This window comes from Metabacillus bambusae (assembly GCF_017497975.1).
Classification (GTDB): Bacteria; Bacillota; Bacilli; order Bacillales; family Bacillaceae; genus Metabacillus; species Metabacillus bambusae.
The window spans coordinates 73388-89408 of the sequence record NZ_JAGDEL010000003.1 but is presented as its reverse complement, the minus strand read 5'-3'; the positions used below and the strand labels follow the sequence as shown (position 1 = coordinate 89408).

General features: G+C 32.2%; 15 protein-coding genes and 1 pseudogene. 14 read left to right on the top strand and 2 right to left on the bottom strand.

The annotated features are described in order from the left end of the window. Nucleotides 1-3: 3 nt before the first annotated feature. Complete coding sequence (locus I7822_RS05295) at nt 4-468, bottom strand: hypothetical protein (RefSeq protein WP_207976309.1); 465 nt, start codon at nt 466-468, stop codon at nt 4-6. A 665-nt stretch (nt 469-1133) separates the two neighbouring features. Here I7822_RS05295 and I7822_RS05290 point away from each other — a divergent pair. The 10 genes and pseudogenes from I7822_RS05290 to I7822_RS05245 all read left to right on the top strand — a co-directional run bounded on the left by I7822_RS05290 (nt 1134) and on the right by I7822_RS05245 (nt 11537). Further along, nucleotides 1134-1640 (top strand): DinB family protein, encoded by a 507-nt coding sequence (locus I7822_RS05290; protein WP_307847683.1) that lies wholly within the window; start codon nt 1134-1136, stop codon nt 1638-1640. 418 nt (nt 1641-2058) lie between these two features. Then, complete coding sequence (locus I7822_RS05285; RefSeq protein WP_207975799.1) at nt 2059-2676, top strand: NUDIX hydrolase; 618 nt, start codon at nt 2059-2061, stop codon at nt 2674-2676. A 1076-nt stretch (nt 2677-3752) separates the two neighbouring features. Continuing rightward, nucleotides 3753-4124, top strand: coding sequence for a DUF2750 domain-containing protein (locus I7822_RS05280; protein ID WP_207975797.1), 372 nt, complete (start codon nt 3753-3755; stop codon nt 4122-4124). Between the two features lie 258 nt (nt 4125-4382). Beyond that, entirely contained in the window at nt 4383-4823 is a 441-nt protein-coding gene (locus I7822_RS05275) for a hypothetical protein (protein ID WP_207975796.1), read from the top strand. Between the two features lie 551 nt (nt 4824-5374). Continuing rightward, nucleotides 5375-6079 (top strand): SDR family NAD(P)-dependent oxidoreductase, encoded by a 705-nt coding sequence (locus I7822_RS05270; protein ID WP_207975794.1) that lies wholly within the window; start codon nt 5375-5377, stop codon nt 6077-6079. 251 nt (nt 6080-6330) lie between these two features. After that, nucleotides 6331-6888, top strand: a complete 558-nt coding sequence (locus I7822_RS05265; protein WP_207975792.1) for a CBO0543 family protein — start codon at nt 6331-6333, stop codon at nt 6886-6888. A gap of 659 nt (nt 6889-7547) precedes the next feature. Next, nucleotides 7548-8657: a GerAB/ArcD/ProY family transporter gene (locus I7822_RS05260; protein WP_207975790.1), complete on the top strand. Its 1110-nt coding sequence runs from the start codon at nt 7548-7550 to the stop codon at nt 8655-8657. Between the two features lie 275 nt (nt 8658-8932). After that, on the top strand, nt 8933-9727 hold the full coding sequence (locus I7822_RS05255; RefSeq protein WP_207975788.1) for a DUF2935 domain-containing protein: 795 nt from the start codon (nt 8933-8935) through the stop codon (nt 9725-9727). A 144-nt stretch (nt 9728-9871) separates the two neighbouring features. After that, nucleotides 9872-10084 (top strand): annotated as a pseudogene (locus I7822_RS29730) (DinB family protein); the annotation flags it as partial. Between the two features lie 430 nt (nt 10085-10514). After that, complete coding sequence (locus I7822_RS05245) at nt 10515-11537, top strand: DUF3231 family protein (RefSeq protein WP_207975786.1); 1023 nt, start codon at nt 10515-10517, stop codon at nt 11535-11537. Between the two features lie 100 nt (nt 11538-11637). Here I7822_RS05245 and I7822_RS05240 read toward each other — a convergent pair whose 3' ends face one another. After that, nucleotides 11638-11817 (bottom strand): small acid-soluble spore protein H, encoded by a 180-nt coding sequence (locus I7822_RS05240; RefSeq protein ID WP_207975784.1) that lies wholly within the window; start codon nt 11815-11817, stop codon nt 11638-11640. A 418-nt stretch (nt 11818-12235) separates the two neighbouring features. Between I7822_RS05240 and I7822_RS29725 the strand changes: the two genes are divergently transcribed. From I7822_RS29725 to I7822_RS30400, 4 genes are all read left to right on the top strand, one after another. After that, a complete protein-coding gene (locus I7822_RS29725; protein ID WP_307847682.1) occupies nt 12236-12703 on the top strand; it encodes a hypothetical protein in 468 nt (155 codons plus the stop codon). Between the two features lie 1247 nt (nt 12704-13950). Beyond that, nucleotides 13951-14484, top strand: a complete 534-nt coding sequence (locus tag I7822_RS05230; protein WP_207975782.1) for a GrpB family protein — start codon at nt 13951-13953, stop codon at nt 14482-14484. 112 nt (nt 14485-14596) lie between these two features. Further along, nucleotides 14597-15007, top strand: coding sequence for a hypothetical protein (locus I7822_RS05225; protein ID WP_207975780.1), 411 nt, complete (start codon nt 14597-14599; stop codon nt 15005-15007). Then, nucleotides 14997-15824: a GNAT family N-acetyltransferase gene (locus I7822_RS30400; protein ID WP_307847681.1), complete on the top strand. Its 828-nt coding sequence runs from the start codon at nt 14997-14999 to the stop codon at nt 15822-15824. Before I7822_RS05225 ends, I7822_RS30400 begins: the two co-directional genes overlap by 11 nt. Nucleotides 15825-16021 lie beyond the last annotated feature (197 nt).

Sequence of the window (16021 nt, the reverse complement as noted above, 5' to 3'; positions counted from 1 at the left end):
TAACTACTTTCTTAGACCCTTAATTCGCATTAACATACACTTTATAAAATTTCCAAACAATAAACCTGGGATTAAAAACAAAATTGGAAGCCAAACAGGTCCAAGTAATATTTGTCCGAATTTTAGTGAAGAAGAGTACATAAGCCCAATTGTTACAAAATAAGTACCAAATACAAAAGGAAGATATGAATAAGGAGGAGTTTCTCCTTCTGCATCTTTATATGCATCCCACATAGCAAACATATATAGACAGGGATAGAACATTAGCCATTGAAAATTTGTTGATTCGATAGCTTCTCCAGTATTTCCTTGAAAGCTATACAAAATCACTATGTTAAAATGACTATTAACATTAACGAGGAACTCCAAAAAAATAAAAACAATACCTTTAACAAATTTTTTGTTTAAAAATTGAGCAAAGCCTGGGAGAGCTATACTCCACAGAATAGCTTCTATCTTACCAGTCATAATCAAATTGTCCTTATAATTAGTTATAAGTTTAATATTTGCTACAAGAGAAATAATATGTAGTAAATGAATTATTCTTTAGTCCTTCTTCAACTAACGGGTGCGTTAGTTGAAGAAGCAACAAATTTAAATACAGAGAATAGCTCAGTTCATATCATATCGATCTGGGTTATTTTATTTTTGAAAACAAAAAACACCACAGATTGCGGTGCATTTTGATATACATTATACTTTATATTTTTCAACTGTAAATTAACGTTTTGTGATAGGAAACAGAACCCGTTAGCCTTTGAGAGAGGCTTCTTTTTTATGATGAATTTTATGGGTGGATATTTTTAGGGGTAGTTCTTTATCAGAGTGTACTCTAAAGATAAGAGAAGGAGCAAAATGGGCTAACGTCTTTATTAAATAAATAGTTTCTCTTATTAGAACATTTTTCTTTATAACGAAGCAAGGTTAGCTGAAAAAGAAGGAATTTATACGTAATTCAAAGAAAAAGAAATGTAAATATTCTAATGGTTGATAACCAGATGGATACCAGACAATTAGGAGGGATAGACAGGTTATAAAGGAAAGGGATTTAACTATTAATAGAGAACTAATAGATTAGAAACAATGCTTACACATCAAGAGACATTAATATGTATTAAAGTGATAAGGGAGTGATGGAATTGTGTAATTTAAAAGTGATTGAAACATACAAAAGCTATCTGCAAAACTATTCTTTGGAGCAACTAAGATTTATAACAGATGAAGGAGTTTGGTCTATCGGTCAAATGTACGATCATTTGATCCTCGTTGCTCATGAGTACCTTGACAATGTGGAAACTTGTGCAGCAGCAGAGGTAGAGCAAAAGCTTGGGAAAACGGAGTTTGGTGAGCAATTATATAGTATTGGAGGATTCCCGCCAATAAAAATCAAGTTACCGGACGAATTAAATACCCCACCAAGCAATTCGGATAGTAAAGAAATCCTTATAGGTAGACTAGATCAGGTACTTCAGAGGTTGATACTATGGGAATCTAAAGTAGATACTATAAATACAAATTACAAAGTTAAACATGAGGGCTTTGGCTGGCTTAACGCGAGAGAGTGGTACGATCTAGTAAACATGCATTTCCGTCATCACTTGCGTCAGAAGTGTGTATTAGAACAAAAACTTAGGTTCTAAGGACTTACATGTTTTCAAGTTTATTTAAATCAATTAATGATAAAGAAAGAGAGTGTTGATTTATTTGTGCACCAACTGCCATTAAAATAAACTTCTGTAACTCCGAAAAAGGAGAATAACAAAGAAAAACCTTCTTATTCTTTTAAAAAATAGAGAGCACAAATAAGCAGATACGCTTTTTTAATAAGATGCAAAACATAGGATGAATGAAAAAAGTAGTGGAAATAGAATACAGTAATAGTAATAAATAAACTTTAATTTGTGAGAACAATAAAGGAGATGTATTCATGAGTTTTGGTGTAAATAAAGTTCTAGACGTCTAGAAAATTACAGTGGAAGATTAGTTGCAGATTGTACTATTGGTTTTTAGAATTGTTTGGTAATATTAGTTATTATGTACTGGTGGTGGTGATGATATATGGAAACGAAATGGCTTGAATGGGCAAAACAACTTCAATCTATTGCACAGGCAGGATTAACTTATTCAAAAGATGTTTATGACTTAGAAAGATTTGAAGAAATAAGGAATATAAGCATTGAAATATTGTCACAACACACTGATATGGATAAATCAGTAATAAGAGGTTTGTTTGCCAATGAAACTGGTTATGCAACACCTAAAGTAGATATTAGGTCTGTTATCTTTAGGGACAATAAAATATTAATGGTAAAAGAAAAAACTGATGGTAATTGGGCTTTACCTGGTGGTTGGGCTGACATAGGATTAACCCCCAGTGAAGTAGCAGTTAAAGAAGTAAAGGAAGAATCAGGATTTGATGTGAAACCAATCAAGTTGTTGGGTGTACTCGATAAGAAATGTCACCCGCATCCTCCTTCCCCTAATCACGTTTATAAAATATTTATCCTTTGTGAAATAATTGGCGGAGAACCAAAGGGAGGAATAGAAACAAGTGAAGTTGCCTTTTTTGCCGAAAATGAACTACCAAGACTATCAATTGAACGTAATACGAAATCACAAATTGAGTTAGCATTTAAACATAAGAATAATCCTCAAGAACCTGCCTTTTTCGATTGACTACACAAAAGAGTTCAACACATCTATTCAACTTACGGATTCCTTTAATTCAAGATGGATTAATACTTTTCGTTTTACATAATATTTTTCAAAACTACATGTAATTTATACATATTGGTATAAAAAAACACTAGAGCTGAACCTGAGAGTTTTCAGCTCCGGAAATATACTCTATCATTCTACCAGAGGTAATCGTCATGATCTGTCACATGTTAAAGGATCTTCATTAGCGTGGAAACATTAACAGCAGCAACATTTCTTTTTCTTTTGGCTTTGTTTGTGTGAACTTGATTGACTATCAGAGTTTGGGTTGGAGTTTGAGTTAGAGTACGAATCTAATGAGTTTTTGATACTTTGTAGTAGAAGTTTTTTTAAGATGGACTTACAATTGCACTTCTTCTTGTTTTTATCACTATGGTTATAATCATTGTCATTCATATAAAATATCCCTCCTTCTTCTAGTAGATAATATATTCTATGAAGGTAGTATAGTATTTGTACTGGCTACGATACAAAACAAACAGATATAAGGGGTTTATTTTTATTAAATAGATACAATGTACATCGATGTAAATAGCATATCTATTATCATACTAATTCATACGTTGCCTATAGTTGTTGTCACCTTACTAATTGGTATTTTAAAACGCTTGCTAGTTGTTTTGTTAAAAGTGATATGTCATTTGATTAAATAGCAGGTATATTGGATATTTATGTTAAAATTATGATGAACAATATTCAACTATCCTGAAAATAAACTTTACTTCTATAACTCCGAAAAATGACAATACAAAAGAAAACCCATCTCAATCGTTAAAAAAGATGGAGATAGCTTAAAATTAATAATCTATGGATTGGGTTGACTAGATTAAGAATCAGTATAGACAATTCAACATATTTTCATTCTCTGTGGTGCAGCGACGAATTATTACTGCATGAATGGCTAATGCACTTTCTTATTGAAGTAAAGAAGGCAGTTTAGTTGAAGAAGAAATGGTATAATTCTCCTTGAAAATATAACAACTTTCATTTTACTTAGTATATTTTTTAATAATTATCGTAAAGGAATGACATATATGAAATTAATTAAACGATTTATTTTAAACCGTCCTGCTGAAAAGCGACTTGCATATTTTTATGGTATGGTTGCAACGGATGAACAGGTGTGGTTACTACGGGACGAAAATGGCGACTTATTACTATTAGAAGATGATGATGGAGACTATCCCTTTTTACTCCCTGTTTGGCCAAGTCGAAGCTTTGCTGAAATGGAGGCTGCCAATCTAAATGAGTCATACGAAGCTTTCAACATACCACTTTCGAATTTTTTAGACGATTTACTAGTTGATATTGAAAATGACGGTGGTGCTATAGCGATTTTCCCAAATGAAAACGATACAACCATTCAAAAACGTGATGAAATAAAGGAAATGATTCGCAATTTATAGCAAGTAAAATACTCCCTAACATTAAATAAAAAATATAAAGCAAGACCAGATCGTACATCCAGTTTTATGTCATTTATTTAATTGTTATGATTTATAAAATAAATAAACACTCAATTAGACTAGTAAAGGAGAAGTCTATCGTAGCTAGGTTCAATTCTTTTTAGAAATTGAATTTGTTATTTAACTAACGGTTCAGTTTAGTTTAAGAAAGAATCACCTCCAATTTAATTGAATAATTGTAACAAAGGGGTGATTTGATTGGAAAGCGTTCCAAAGGTAAGGGAAATATTGCTTGATGAGGAAATTGATGAACAGGAGTTTGTTGAGATTATCAATGGCATTTATAAGCAGGAATGTTATATTTATGCTATTATTCCTGAATATGAAGAGGAACTATTAAATGAACTTTCGAATGATTTTTTATTAGTAAATAAGATTCCATTCCCTTTAATACGTATTTTCCCAAGAACCATAAGTTTTTTAGGGTATGTAAAGGATAGTACAAAACAATATATTTACGAGTTTTATTTACGGTCTACAACAATGGATTATTTAGTTTTTTCAGAGTTCGATGTATCTCAACATTTAAGTAACATAAACAAGAAAAACATTGATATTTACAAGATATTTGAATCGAATCAAATCCCTCACATAACTATTGGTCCTGATGGTCAATGGCTCAATATTGTTGAGTATTGAAATCATTTCCTTACTGAACTAACGGGTGCATACTGAAGATCAGAACTGTTATTTTGACAGCTCTTGTTGTACTAACAGAAAGGATAATCGAAATAGTTTTTTAGAAAATCGGGTCATAATAGTAAATATTGAGTTATTAGGAGATAGAGGATGAAAATCAAAAAAAAAGAATGGTCAGGGTGGCACCTTTAAAGACATACTTATTGAAATTCGAGATTCAATCTTATTTGAATTAGTTTGGAACATCTTAATGTTTATACCAAGAATGATGATTCGTTTAATCAAGTATATATTTTAACTAGTCTAAATGAGTGCGATTCTTTAAAGGTATCGCCTTTTTTGGTTTTATTAACGAAGCAGATTGTGAAGTATAGTACTTAAAGTAACGGGTGCATTACTTCAAGAAGGAGTAATGCACTTTCTTATTGTACTATTGCACTAAAGGGCAGTTTAGTTTAAGTATGAAAAAGTAATTCAAAAGCAAAAGTCTTTATATATTTATTTATTATAGCCCATTAAAAATAGATAATTGTAGTGGAGGGTGAATTTTAATGAATGTATTGATCACAGGAGGAAATCGAGGATTAGGTTTAGAATTAGTACGGGTATTTTTCGAAAAGGGTCATATCGTATTTCCAGTTGTTAAAAGGAAAGAATCACTAGATTTCCTAAACAAAAACTTCCCTAACAGATGTCACCCAATATTAGCAGATTTAAGTAAAGATGAGAGTATTGCAGAAATAACATCTCAAATAAAAACGTATGTTAATCATCTTGATATTATTATTAATAATGCTGGTATACCAGGAAAAACATATGAAATTGAGAAAGTAAGCACAAAAGAGTTGATGGATTTATACAATGTCCATTGCTTAGGAGTAGTTAGGACTGTACAAGCAACATTAACTTATTTACGTAAATCTACAAATCCTCGTATTATTAATCTTTCATCACGATTAGGTTCTTTATCTAAGATGGCAGGTGGTGAATTTGCAAAAGGTAAGTTTTCGTATTCATATCGGATTGCAAAAGCAGCACAAAATATGCTTACGCTTTGTTTAGACCAAGAGTTAGAGGATATACCTATTTCAGTTACAGCTATTCATCCGGGTAAGTTACAGACATCCTCCGGAGCTTATGATGCAGATATGAGTCCAGAAGATGCAGCCAAACGAATATATACTTGGCTTTTGTATTCTAAACAAGATATATCCGGTAAGTTTTTTGAACCATTAGTGTCAGAAATGAACTGGTAAGTGAATATTCTAGATCGAGAGTTTGTGATTCAGTAAAAAAGTGTAAGGGGAGCTTTTAACATAAAGCTTTTCCTTTTTTAGAGTTTGTGAAGTAATTCACTTAAGCTAACGGGGCAGTTTAGTTGAAGAAGGATTACACTAATAGCTATAGAATATTTATATAAACGAAGGTAGAAATTCGTACGATGAAAGTATGTTTAATGACAAAAATTTGGGTTAAAACTAACTGCAGTAAATAGGAGGTGCAATATTTGCAGAAAATTCCAACACCTATTGAAATACAACAACATACCATTGAGTTAAATAAAATGATGATGGATTATTGGATACATAATTTTGTACTTTCATTAAAATGGTGGATTCTACTTGCTTTGACAATTGTTCCGTGGTTTTTTTGGTGGAAAATAGTTGATAAAAGCCGTATTTTAGAAATTTTATTATATGGATTTTTTATCATCTCTATTTCAACTCTTCTTGATGTCCTGGGTTGGAATTTTTCAATGTGGGTTTATCCCGATACCCTACTTCCACTTTGTACTCCTTTAGTACCGATAGATTATACGTTACTCCCAATACTTTATATGTTAGTTTATCAATATTTTTCAAGCTGGAAATCCTTTTCTATAGTTCTTCTAATTTTGTCTTTCATTTTTGCTTTCGTCTGGGAACCTCTTGCAGAAATGCTGAACCTTTATAAATCACTTAAATGGAGCCATGTTTATTCGTTTTTCGGTTTTTTCTTAATGGGAGTTTTCTCTAGAGGGTTAGTTTTAAAAATTATTAAAATACAGAAAGAGGGTAACAGTTAAAGATAGAAAGGTGAACCTTAATTCTCCAAATTAAATGTATTAGCTGTTCTTCTTTTCAGCTAACGGATGCTTTCATTAAAGATCTGGCTGCTAAAAATGCAGCCTTTTTTTATTCGACTAACGGGTAGGATAGTTGAAAAAGAAGTTCGTTTAAAATGGTGGTAGGGATGCATCAAAACAAAGTTATCTAATCCATAAATAAAAGAAGGCATTTGAATTCAAGTGCCTTCTTCGTCGGAAGTTATAAAGTAGCATTAGTCAACTAAGTAGTTTGATCTTACTTCGGACGATGCTCTATAGATGGTTCTAATTAAAAGATTGTGAAGTATTACACTTAAAGTAATGGGTGCGATGCTTCAATAATGGAGGATCGCTTTTCTTATTTAAGTAACGAAGCAGTTTAATTGAAGAATGGTCTTAAACTTATGTTCAACAATAGGGCCAGTTAATGGAATAAGAGTTATTAAATATCAAGTTGAACATTCTAAATTCATTACAAAAATATCCTTATAAATTAGATGAATCAATTGATTGGCATAAAAATCGTAAATTCTTAGAAAGGTATGATAACTCACATAACATATTTAAATTGGGAAATAATTAAAAAATGGACTTTTCCTTGTTATAAGAAGAATATTAGCTTGTTATTAGGAGGTAAAATGAATCAGCAAAGAATAAGTGCCCTTCAACTTTTCTATGTCATAATTGGATTTGAAATAGGAAATAAATTAATTTTTGGAGGAGGCCAACCTGCAAAACAGGACGCCTGGATAACAATTTTATTAGGTATGTTATTTGGATTAATTTTAATGTTAATCTATGTAAAATTATCTGATTATTACCCAGGTGACACATTAATTCAAATGATCCCAAAAATCATTGGGAAGTATCTTGCATACCCAATCATTTTGTATTATCTCCTTTATTTTATTTTTCTTGCTTCAACTGCATGCAGGGATTTCAGTGATTTAATTTACACAACCATTTTAACTGAAACCCCTATGCCGGTTGTAACCGTAAGCTTTATGATATTAATGATTTATTGTCTTAGGGGAGGTATGGAAGTATTTGCCCGTATGGGAGAAACAGTGTTTCCGGTTTATATTATCTCACTTATCGTGATTTGGATCCTTTTATTTACTGTTAAAGACTTCAGCATATCTAACCTTACCCCTATATTAGGTAACGGTGTAAAACCGGTATTAAAGGAAGTTTTTCCGGTTGCTATTACGTTTCCATTTGGCGAAACAATCATAATTACAATGTTTTTGCCAATTCTAAATAAAAAACACCATGCCAGAAAGGTAGGCATGGCTGTCATTTTGATTGGCGGTATTTTGTTAATCATTAATACAATGATCAACATTGCAGTTTTAGGACCAGAAATTTATAGTAGGGACCCTTATCCTCTTATGTCTTCAACACGATTGGTTTCTATCGCTGATTTTCTTGAACGATTCGATGCATTGGTTATTTTAATGATGGTGGCAGGTGTGTTTTTTAAGGTTGGAGGGTGGATGTATGGAGCTTCTGTTGGTATCACACAATTATTTAATATAAAGGATCAACGTTCAATACTGCTTGCAATCAGTACTATTATTGTTCCCTTATCATTCTTATATTCAAATAATTATGTGGAAGCACGGGGAGTGGGTTTAAAATTTATTCAACCTTATCAACATATACCATTACAAATTATCATACCGATATTATTATTTTTTATCGCATTTATTCGGAAAAAATTCAATAAAAACTCCTACCGAACTTAAAAGAGAAATTTGATATTCTTATTCCAAAATCGGGGGCTTTTCTTTAATAAGAAGGGGCACATCAATTTTATCTAATTATGGGGTATAAGGATAAAAGTGTAGGATTTTCTAAAAATCTTGTTTAACTGGATAGCTATAGGCTGCGTTTCTACAATAAGGTGGAGACGCTTTTTCTTATTCCTGTAACGAAGCAGGTTAGTTCAATAATAGTATGAATTACTGTAAATAATTTGGCATATATATGGGAGGAAAGAGTGTAATAAGGAGTGGGTATTATGGCTAATCCAATTGTCATGCGATCATTGGACGAAATTCGTTTTTGGTCTAGGATCATGAAGGAACATGCTTTATTTTTAAGCTTAGGATTTACTCATGAACAGACGCAATTGATTGCAGAAGCCAAACAGTTCATTACTCTTTTCGAACGAATAGAGGAAAAGTTGGCAAGATTTAATGTAAACTCGGATATACGCCAAATACAAGCTTTTAACACTGAAGTTTATCAAGCAGCTGTTGCTATCTGGAGTTATAAGAGAAAAGTATTAGGTTTAACTTTACGCTGTGAAATCCGTACAAATAACTTTCCTTTATTAGTTGACCATATCAGCAGAGAAGCAGCTTATTTTGCTAACAGATTAAAAGACCTCAATGAAGGAAAACTTGCACCCCAACCTGACACAATTATTCAAGAAAATCTATTTTTTCTTCGGATTATGGCTGATCATGCCAAATTTATCGGACACCTTTTAGATCCTTCTGAAAGAAAGTTAGTGGAACAGGCGAGAGAATTTAGCCATGATTTTGATCAATTGGTTTTTCAGGCAGTTGATTTGGATTCTATGCGCCCACAATCTGAAACTGTACCAATTCTGGATCAGTTCTTGGATCAAAACAGAGTTTCAGTAGCTTCGTTAAGGGATTTTAAGAAAACAGCAAGAGATTTAATAGAGGCTTGTCGTATTAAGAGCAATATTCATCCACTTCTGGCAGATCATACGTTTAGAGAAGCTGAAAGATTTTTGGAAATTATAGATTTATTTGAATCTCATCTTTCAAGAAAAGAACAGTAAAATAATCAAATCTGCTGCATGCATAAAAAAAGTCTGGATGAGATTCAAGCTTCCATCGCTTAGGCACAAGAGAAAACAAAGAATAAGGGTTTTGAGGAAATGGAAATGTTGTTTCATCATTTGTCACAGTAGTATCAAGAATTTCTTAACAATGAAAGTGATTTGGATAAAGAGATTTTCCCTGAACATCCTAAAATCGGACTTTTAGATACTCATCTTTCCAAATTGGTTCAGCATATAATCAACCAAGGAACGTATCATCGCGGAAATCTTACGGTGATGATACGTCAACAGGGTTACTCAAGTGTACCTACTGATTATGTATTCTATCTTTATAAAATCTGCTCAACAAAATAGTTTTTGTTTATATTCAGTCAAAAGATGATAAACAAAAAAGTTTTTCGCAAACAGGCGCTTTTCTGAAATAAGGAAAGCGTCTTTCTTCATGAAAAGAGCCATTTAATGGTGTGAAACGTTTCTAACCTAACTTGGGATTGGTCACATTACTCAGATAAAAGTTAGACAATTCCCTCATGAATTGAAGGATTATATCGAAGTGTCAAATGAAAGAGTAACGTCTTGTAGGGATCTATCTGCGTCGAATAGCACTTAATATAGTAAGAATAATAGTTGTGTTAAAAGCTCAGTAAAAGTCGTAAGAATTTACCGTATCAGTTCGGCTGACGAAAGCCTTCACGCGGGGTGGTGTAAATCATAAAATTTAAATTCAGAATATAACTTCGAATGAGGAAGAAACTAAGCAAAAAATGAAATAAAGGATGATAACATGCAAACGATTAAACCAATAAAATTAGGTTCAAAAAAAACAAACTCTACAGAAAAACTAACATCAGTAGAAATGGGTAAACTTTGGGCAACCTATATGGGAAACAGTATGGGAAAATGCATTTTAAGTTATTATCTTCAAAACGTTGAGGACGAGGAAATTAAAAGTTTATTAGAAAATGCATTAAATTTATGTGTAGAAATTATAAACACAATTGAAGGAATTTTCACAAAAGAAAATTTCCCTATTCCAAAAGGATTAACAGAAAAGGACGTAAATATAGACGCTCCTCGATTATTTCAAGATGAATTCTATGTTCATTACTTAAAGTATACATCTAAAGCAGGAATGAGTATTTATAATATAGCTATACCTCTTGTATATAGGAAGGACGTAAAAGAGTTCTTTAGATATTGTATGGATTCTACTATGGATTTAATGGAACAAATCAATGAAATATTAATGAATAAAGGACTTATCAATAAACCACCGTTAATTCCAACTCCTGAAAACGTAGAATTTGTTCATCAGGATTTTTTAAACGGATTCTTTGGACATGTACGACCATTGCATGCATTAGAAATTACACATCTTTACGATATTTTAGAAAATAATGCAACGAGTAGGGCACTAATAAATGCATTTGCTCAAGTAGTAAAGGATGAAGAGATTCGAAAATTGTTTGAAAAAGGAAAAAAGATTATAACAAAAAATACTGATGATTACTTAAAGAAGCTACATAAGGTAAATTTGCCTACACCATCTTTTCTTGATGATTTAGTATCATCATCTACTTTTTCACCTTTTTCTGATAAGTTACTGCTATTTCATAAGATGGAAATGTTTACAATGAAAATTAGAACATTTGGAAATGCAATGGCCGTAAATGGAAGACATGATATGGCACTAATCTTTGCTGATGCCTTAATTAAAAATTCGGGTTTTGTTCAAGATGCAGCAAAAATTATGATTGAGAAAGGCTGGTTTGAAAAGCCACCATGTGCAACAGATAGAGGAAACTAACATCTGATAAAAGTATGATCATTTAATGTAGAAGTCTTTTCTAATAAAGAATAGAAGGACAACATTACTAGGTTATCCTTCTATTCTTTATTGTAGTATTTTATTGTTCAATTAAATTGGTTACAGAAACAGTTTCCTTTTTACTAGGTTCATCAAGGGGATGAATTGTGGCCATCCCTTTTTGTTGATCCACATGTTCTATGTAGATTTGTTTTCCATTATAAGTTACATTGGCCATTACCGATGAAGACGATATTTCTTGTGCCTTTTTTGAGTCCATAATATAGCTTCCTCCTTCTTTGATTAACAACATATATAATATTTACCAGAGGGGAACAAATTATGTGAAGGATCATTAATCCAGTTTACGTTCGTTAAATACGTTTAAATACCGGTATGGACTTATCAATCCAGTAATTCTTGGCTTCTTTTACTTCTTAAAAGTAATTAAATTTACAAATTGAACAACCCAAAATTTTTAACACATTAGTAAATGAATGGCTAGATAGAATTGAAGAATCTCTTGAATCATAAATAAACAATAATATTAAGTTTGTGAAATAATGTACTTAAACTTTAGGGTAGCTTTACTTCAACAAGGAGTAGAGCTTTTTTTATTGCACTAAATGGCAGTTTAATTGAAGAGGAACAACTGATAAAATATCTATAAATCAAATTTAAAAAGGTGTTGTTATTTTGTGGGACAAGTAAGATTGTACAGAATATCTCTGCTATTAATATTGGTTTTTATGGTTGCAGGAATATTATTGTTTATACTGTCCATTATGGCTTTAAGGGCTGCCCCCATTGTGTCAATTTTGATGATTATTTTTTCAACTTTCACGATAGGTTCTTCAATTTATCTTTGGAGAAAAAGAATTGAAGGTAAAGGATTTTATTGGGATGATGAAGGAATTGTAATCGACTTAAAAGGAAATAAGGTTTATTGGGATGAAATTGAAGACATTCAATTTTTCAAAAGTAGTACCACCAGCTTTTCAAAGGCTACTGTAGTTTACCCTCACTATACAAATCACGAAAAAATAAGAATGCGTCGTAAGAAGTTACTGCCAACGCCTGCACATTCAATTGATTGGATTTTAATCGAAAAGCCAAAGGAATTTCACAATAATTTAATGAAAGTTTGGGAAGAAAAAAATAATTAGCAAACATAAAGTCAGAGTTCCATTGTAAGATATTTTAAGGATTTTGGGATGGTGTTAATCTTGCGGAGGATACCTAATCTTTACCCTTATTTTTTATTAATACTTGGTATTATAGTTATTGGCAGATTTTTATATAAGGATTATGCAGATTATTTTGATTTAGCTTTTATTATCATTTTATTACTTCAAACAATTTATTTGTATCAAAGGAAAAAATCAAAAAGACATCAACGTTAATATCCAAGTTAACTAAAATTGTTGAATATTTCTTAAACAATGAGTTTTTAGAGTTGTTACTGCAACACTTTTTCTTGTTCCCAGGTACAACCAAAAATATGTGACTTTGTGAAAGAGTGTACTTAAGTTAACGGGTGCAGGTTGAAGATCAATGTTTGGATCGACAACTCTTTTTATTATTGAACTAACGGTGCAGGATTGTTGAAGAACGAAATATGAAAAACCAACACACAGAGACGACTAGAGGAAACTTTAATTAAAATTAACCATCTAATATTTAAAGGAGGGTTAAATACGAAACGCATATCCATTTATTGGATTTTAACATCACTATTCTTTTTTATTTGGGTTGTACTTTCCCATTTTTATTCTGAACCAAGTGAATGGAGGTCTATTTATTATCCAAATCACTCAACAACTGATCCTTATTATCCTATGATTTCTTGGAGTAAAGTCACATTAATCCCCCTTCTATCCTTAGGTGGGACATATATTTTATATAAGAAAATAATTATACTTAAAGACAAATAGGTAATAACTCTTATTTGACTATCGGGTGCTAGAATTGAACAACTGTAGCTGCTTCGGCAGCTTTTTTTGCTTGTTCAACTAAAGGTAGGGAGTTGAACAGGAAACTGTTAAAATAGTGATATAAAAGGAGATGGGAAAATGCCTACATTTCCAGAAGAAAACGACTTTCTTTCTTTATTGAATGTGAACCAACGTTATTAGATACCTCTTCAAAAGACTTGCTATTTTATTATAATGAAGCAACATACCTGTCCTCCAATGGAGAGGAAGATTTTATTGTTAAGCTTTCTCCGTCTTATGGTGAAGTTAAAATACAAGTAACTCAGCTAAAGTGGCAGTTTAATATAATAAGAACTTACTTTTTTATTTATGTAAGAGGTGCATTTTATCACCTAACTTTTTTATTTTTAAGTAACAGGGAGTTGAAATGTATTATAGAATAATTCACCATAATAAGTTTCGCAAAGGGGGTATCCAAAATGAAAGTGCGGCTTACTGAATTTAGTGAAAACTGGGGTCAAATGTTTCAAAATGAGGCTCAATTTCTAAAAACAATATTTGAGAATGATATCATAAAATTTGAACATTTTGGAAGTACAGCAGTTCGCGGTATGAAGGCAAAGCCTGTAATCGATATGATGTGTATTGTAAAAGATATCGAGAAGGTAGATAAATTCAATGAAAAGATGGCTAACCTTGGATATGATGTTGCTGGAGAATGGGGTATTACAGGTAGAAGGTTATTTCGAAAAGGCGGAGAAAACAGAACTCATCATATACATTTTTATCAATTTGATAACCAACAAATTGAACGACATCTAATATTTAGAGATTATCTGCGGTCTAATCCTGAAGAAGTAGCAAGGTACACTAGATTTAAAGAAGAATTAGCCGAAAATTTCCATGATACAAGTGAGTATAGCCCAGCAAAAAAGACATTTGTGAAAGAAATGGAACAGCAAGCACTTCTTTGGTTTGCAGAAAGGCAGGAGAAATTAAATTTCGAGAAATAGGTATCTTGTTATTTCACTAACGGGTGCAATCCATCAATAAGTGGGATTGACCTTTTTCTTATCAAAGCAAAGAGCAGAATAGGTGAGAACGAATAACAAGGAGTGAGTGGAAATGAGTTTAGCTTCCTACATTGGCTGTAATATAGAAATATCGATTAATGATGATGATTATTCAGACGATTCTTTTTATATCGGCAGTTGTTTTGCGGATAAGCATGACCTGTTAAATGTAAAAAAATATCAGTTTACTACTCCTTATGTTTATGAAGTATCAAGTCATTGGGGTATTAAGATTTCTGAATATACCACTCCAGAAATTTGTGCCGAATCGAAAAAGAAGCTAATAGAACTATGTAAAATTATGGACAGTTACCTTGAAAAAGGTGATTTCTTTGAACTGTATAGTTGTTGGGTAGGAGAAGAAGCAGAAGAGCGAGAGGGTGAGATAACCCTTCAAATGAATAACTTTGATATTGACCAAATTGAAATACCTGAAAAAACATTAGTTATATTTGAAAAATAAAGTATACTTCCTTACTAATGCTGGTGCAATTGAACTTGGAGAAGCACCTGCCGAAGCAGTTGTTCATGAAGTATGGGAAGAGACAGAATTATATGTTGTACCAAAGAAGTTATTAGGCGTATTTGGTAGGAAAGACTTTCGTTACCAATATCCTAATGGTCATCAAGTGGAGTATAACGTCTTTATGTTTGATTGCATTATTCAAAGTGGTGAACTAAGTCCAATAGATAATGAAACGGATGAACTTCAATATTTTAGTCCAAGTAATATGCCTGAACTTGCTTTACATTACAATGGGGAGGTAGGTGAGCGAATGGAAAGTAAAATACATATTGATAAGATGCTCCCAAATGATTGGGACCAGGTAAGAGAAATCTATCTTGAAGGAATTGCTACTGGAAATGCAACATTTCAAAAAGAAGCTCCTTCTTGGGAAGAATGGGATAACGGTCATATATTAGATTGTCGAATTGTTGCAAGTTCAAATGGGAAAGTTTTAGGTTGGGCTGCTTTAAGCCCTGTTTCAAGTCGATGTGTCTATTCAGGGGTTGCAGAAGTAAGTGTTTACGTTAGTCAAACTAACAAGGGGAAAGGAATTGGTAGTTTACTTTTAAAGTCCTTAATTGAAATAAGTGAACAGAAGGGATTTTGGACGTTACAATCTGGAGTTTTCCCTGAAAATGTCTCAAGCCTCAAATTGCATTACAAATTGGGTTTTCGTGAAGTAGGACGGCGAGAACGAATTGGTAAAATGGGTGGTGTATGGCGTGACACTATCTTGTTAGAAAGAAGGAGTAATGAAGTAGGAGTTAATTAAGCTCACGCGACGTAAAGACAGCGATTTTTTTGAATTAACGTATTGGGATTAGTGTTGGGGAACTGATTTTTCTTATTGTATTAACAGGTGCGATTCTTCAAGTAAGGGTCAGGTTGTTTGAAGAAGGAATAACTACTTTATGTTGGAATTATCCATTAAATATAAGAAGCTAATTAAAAATACACCCCTCACTAATG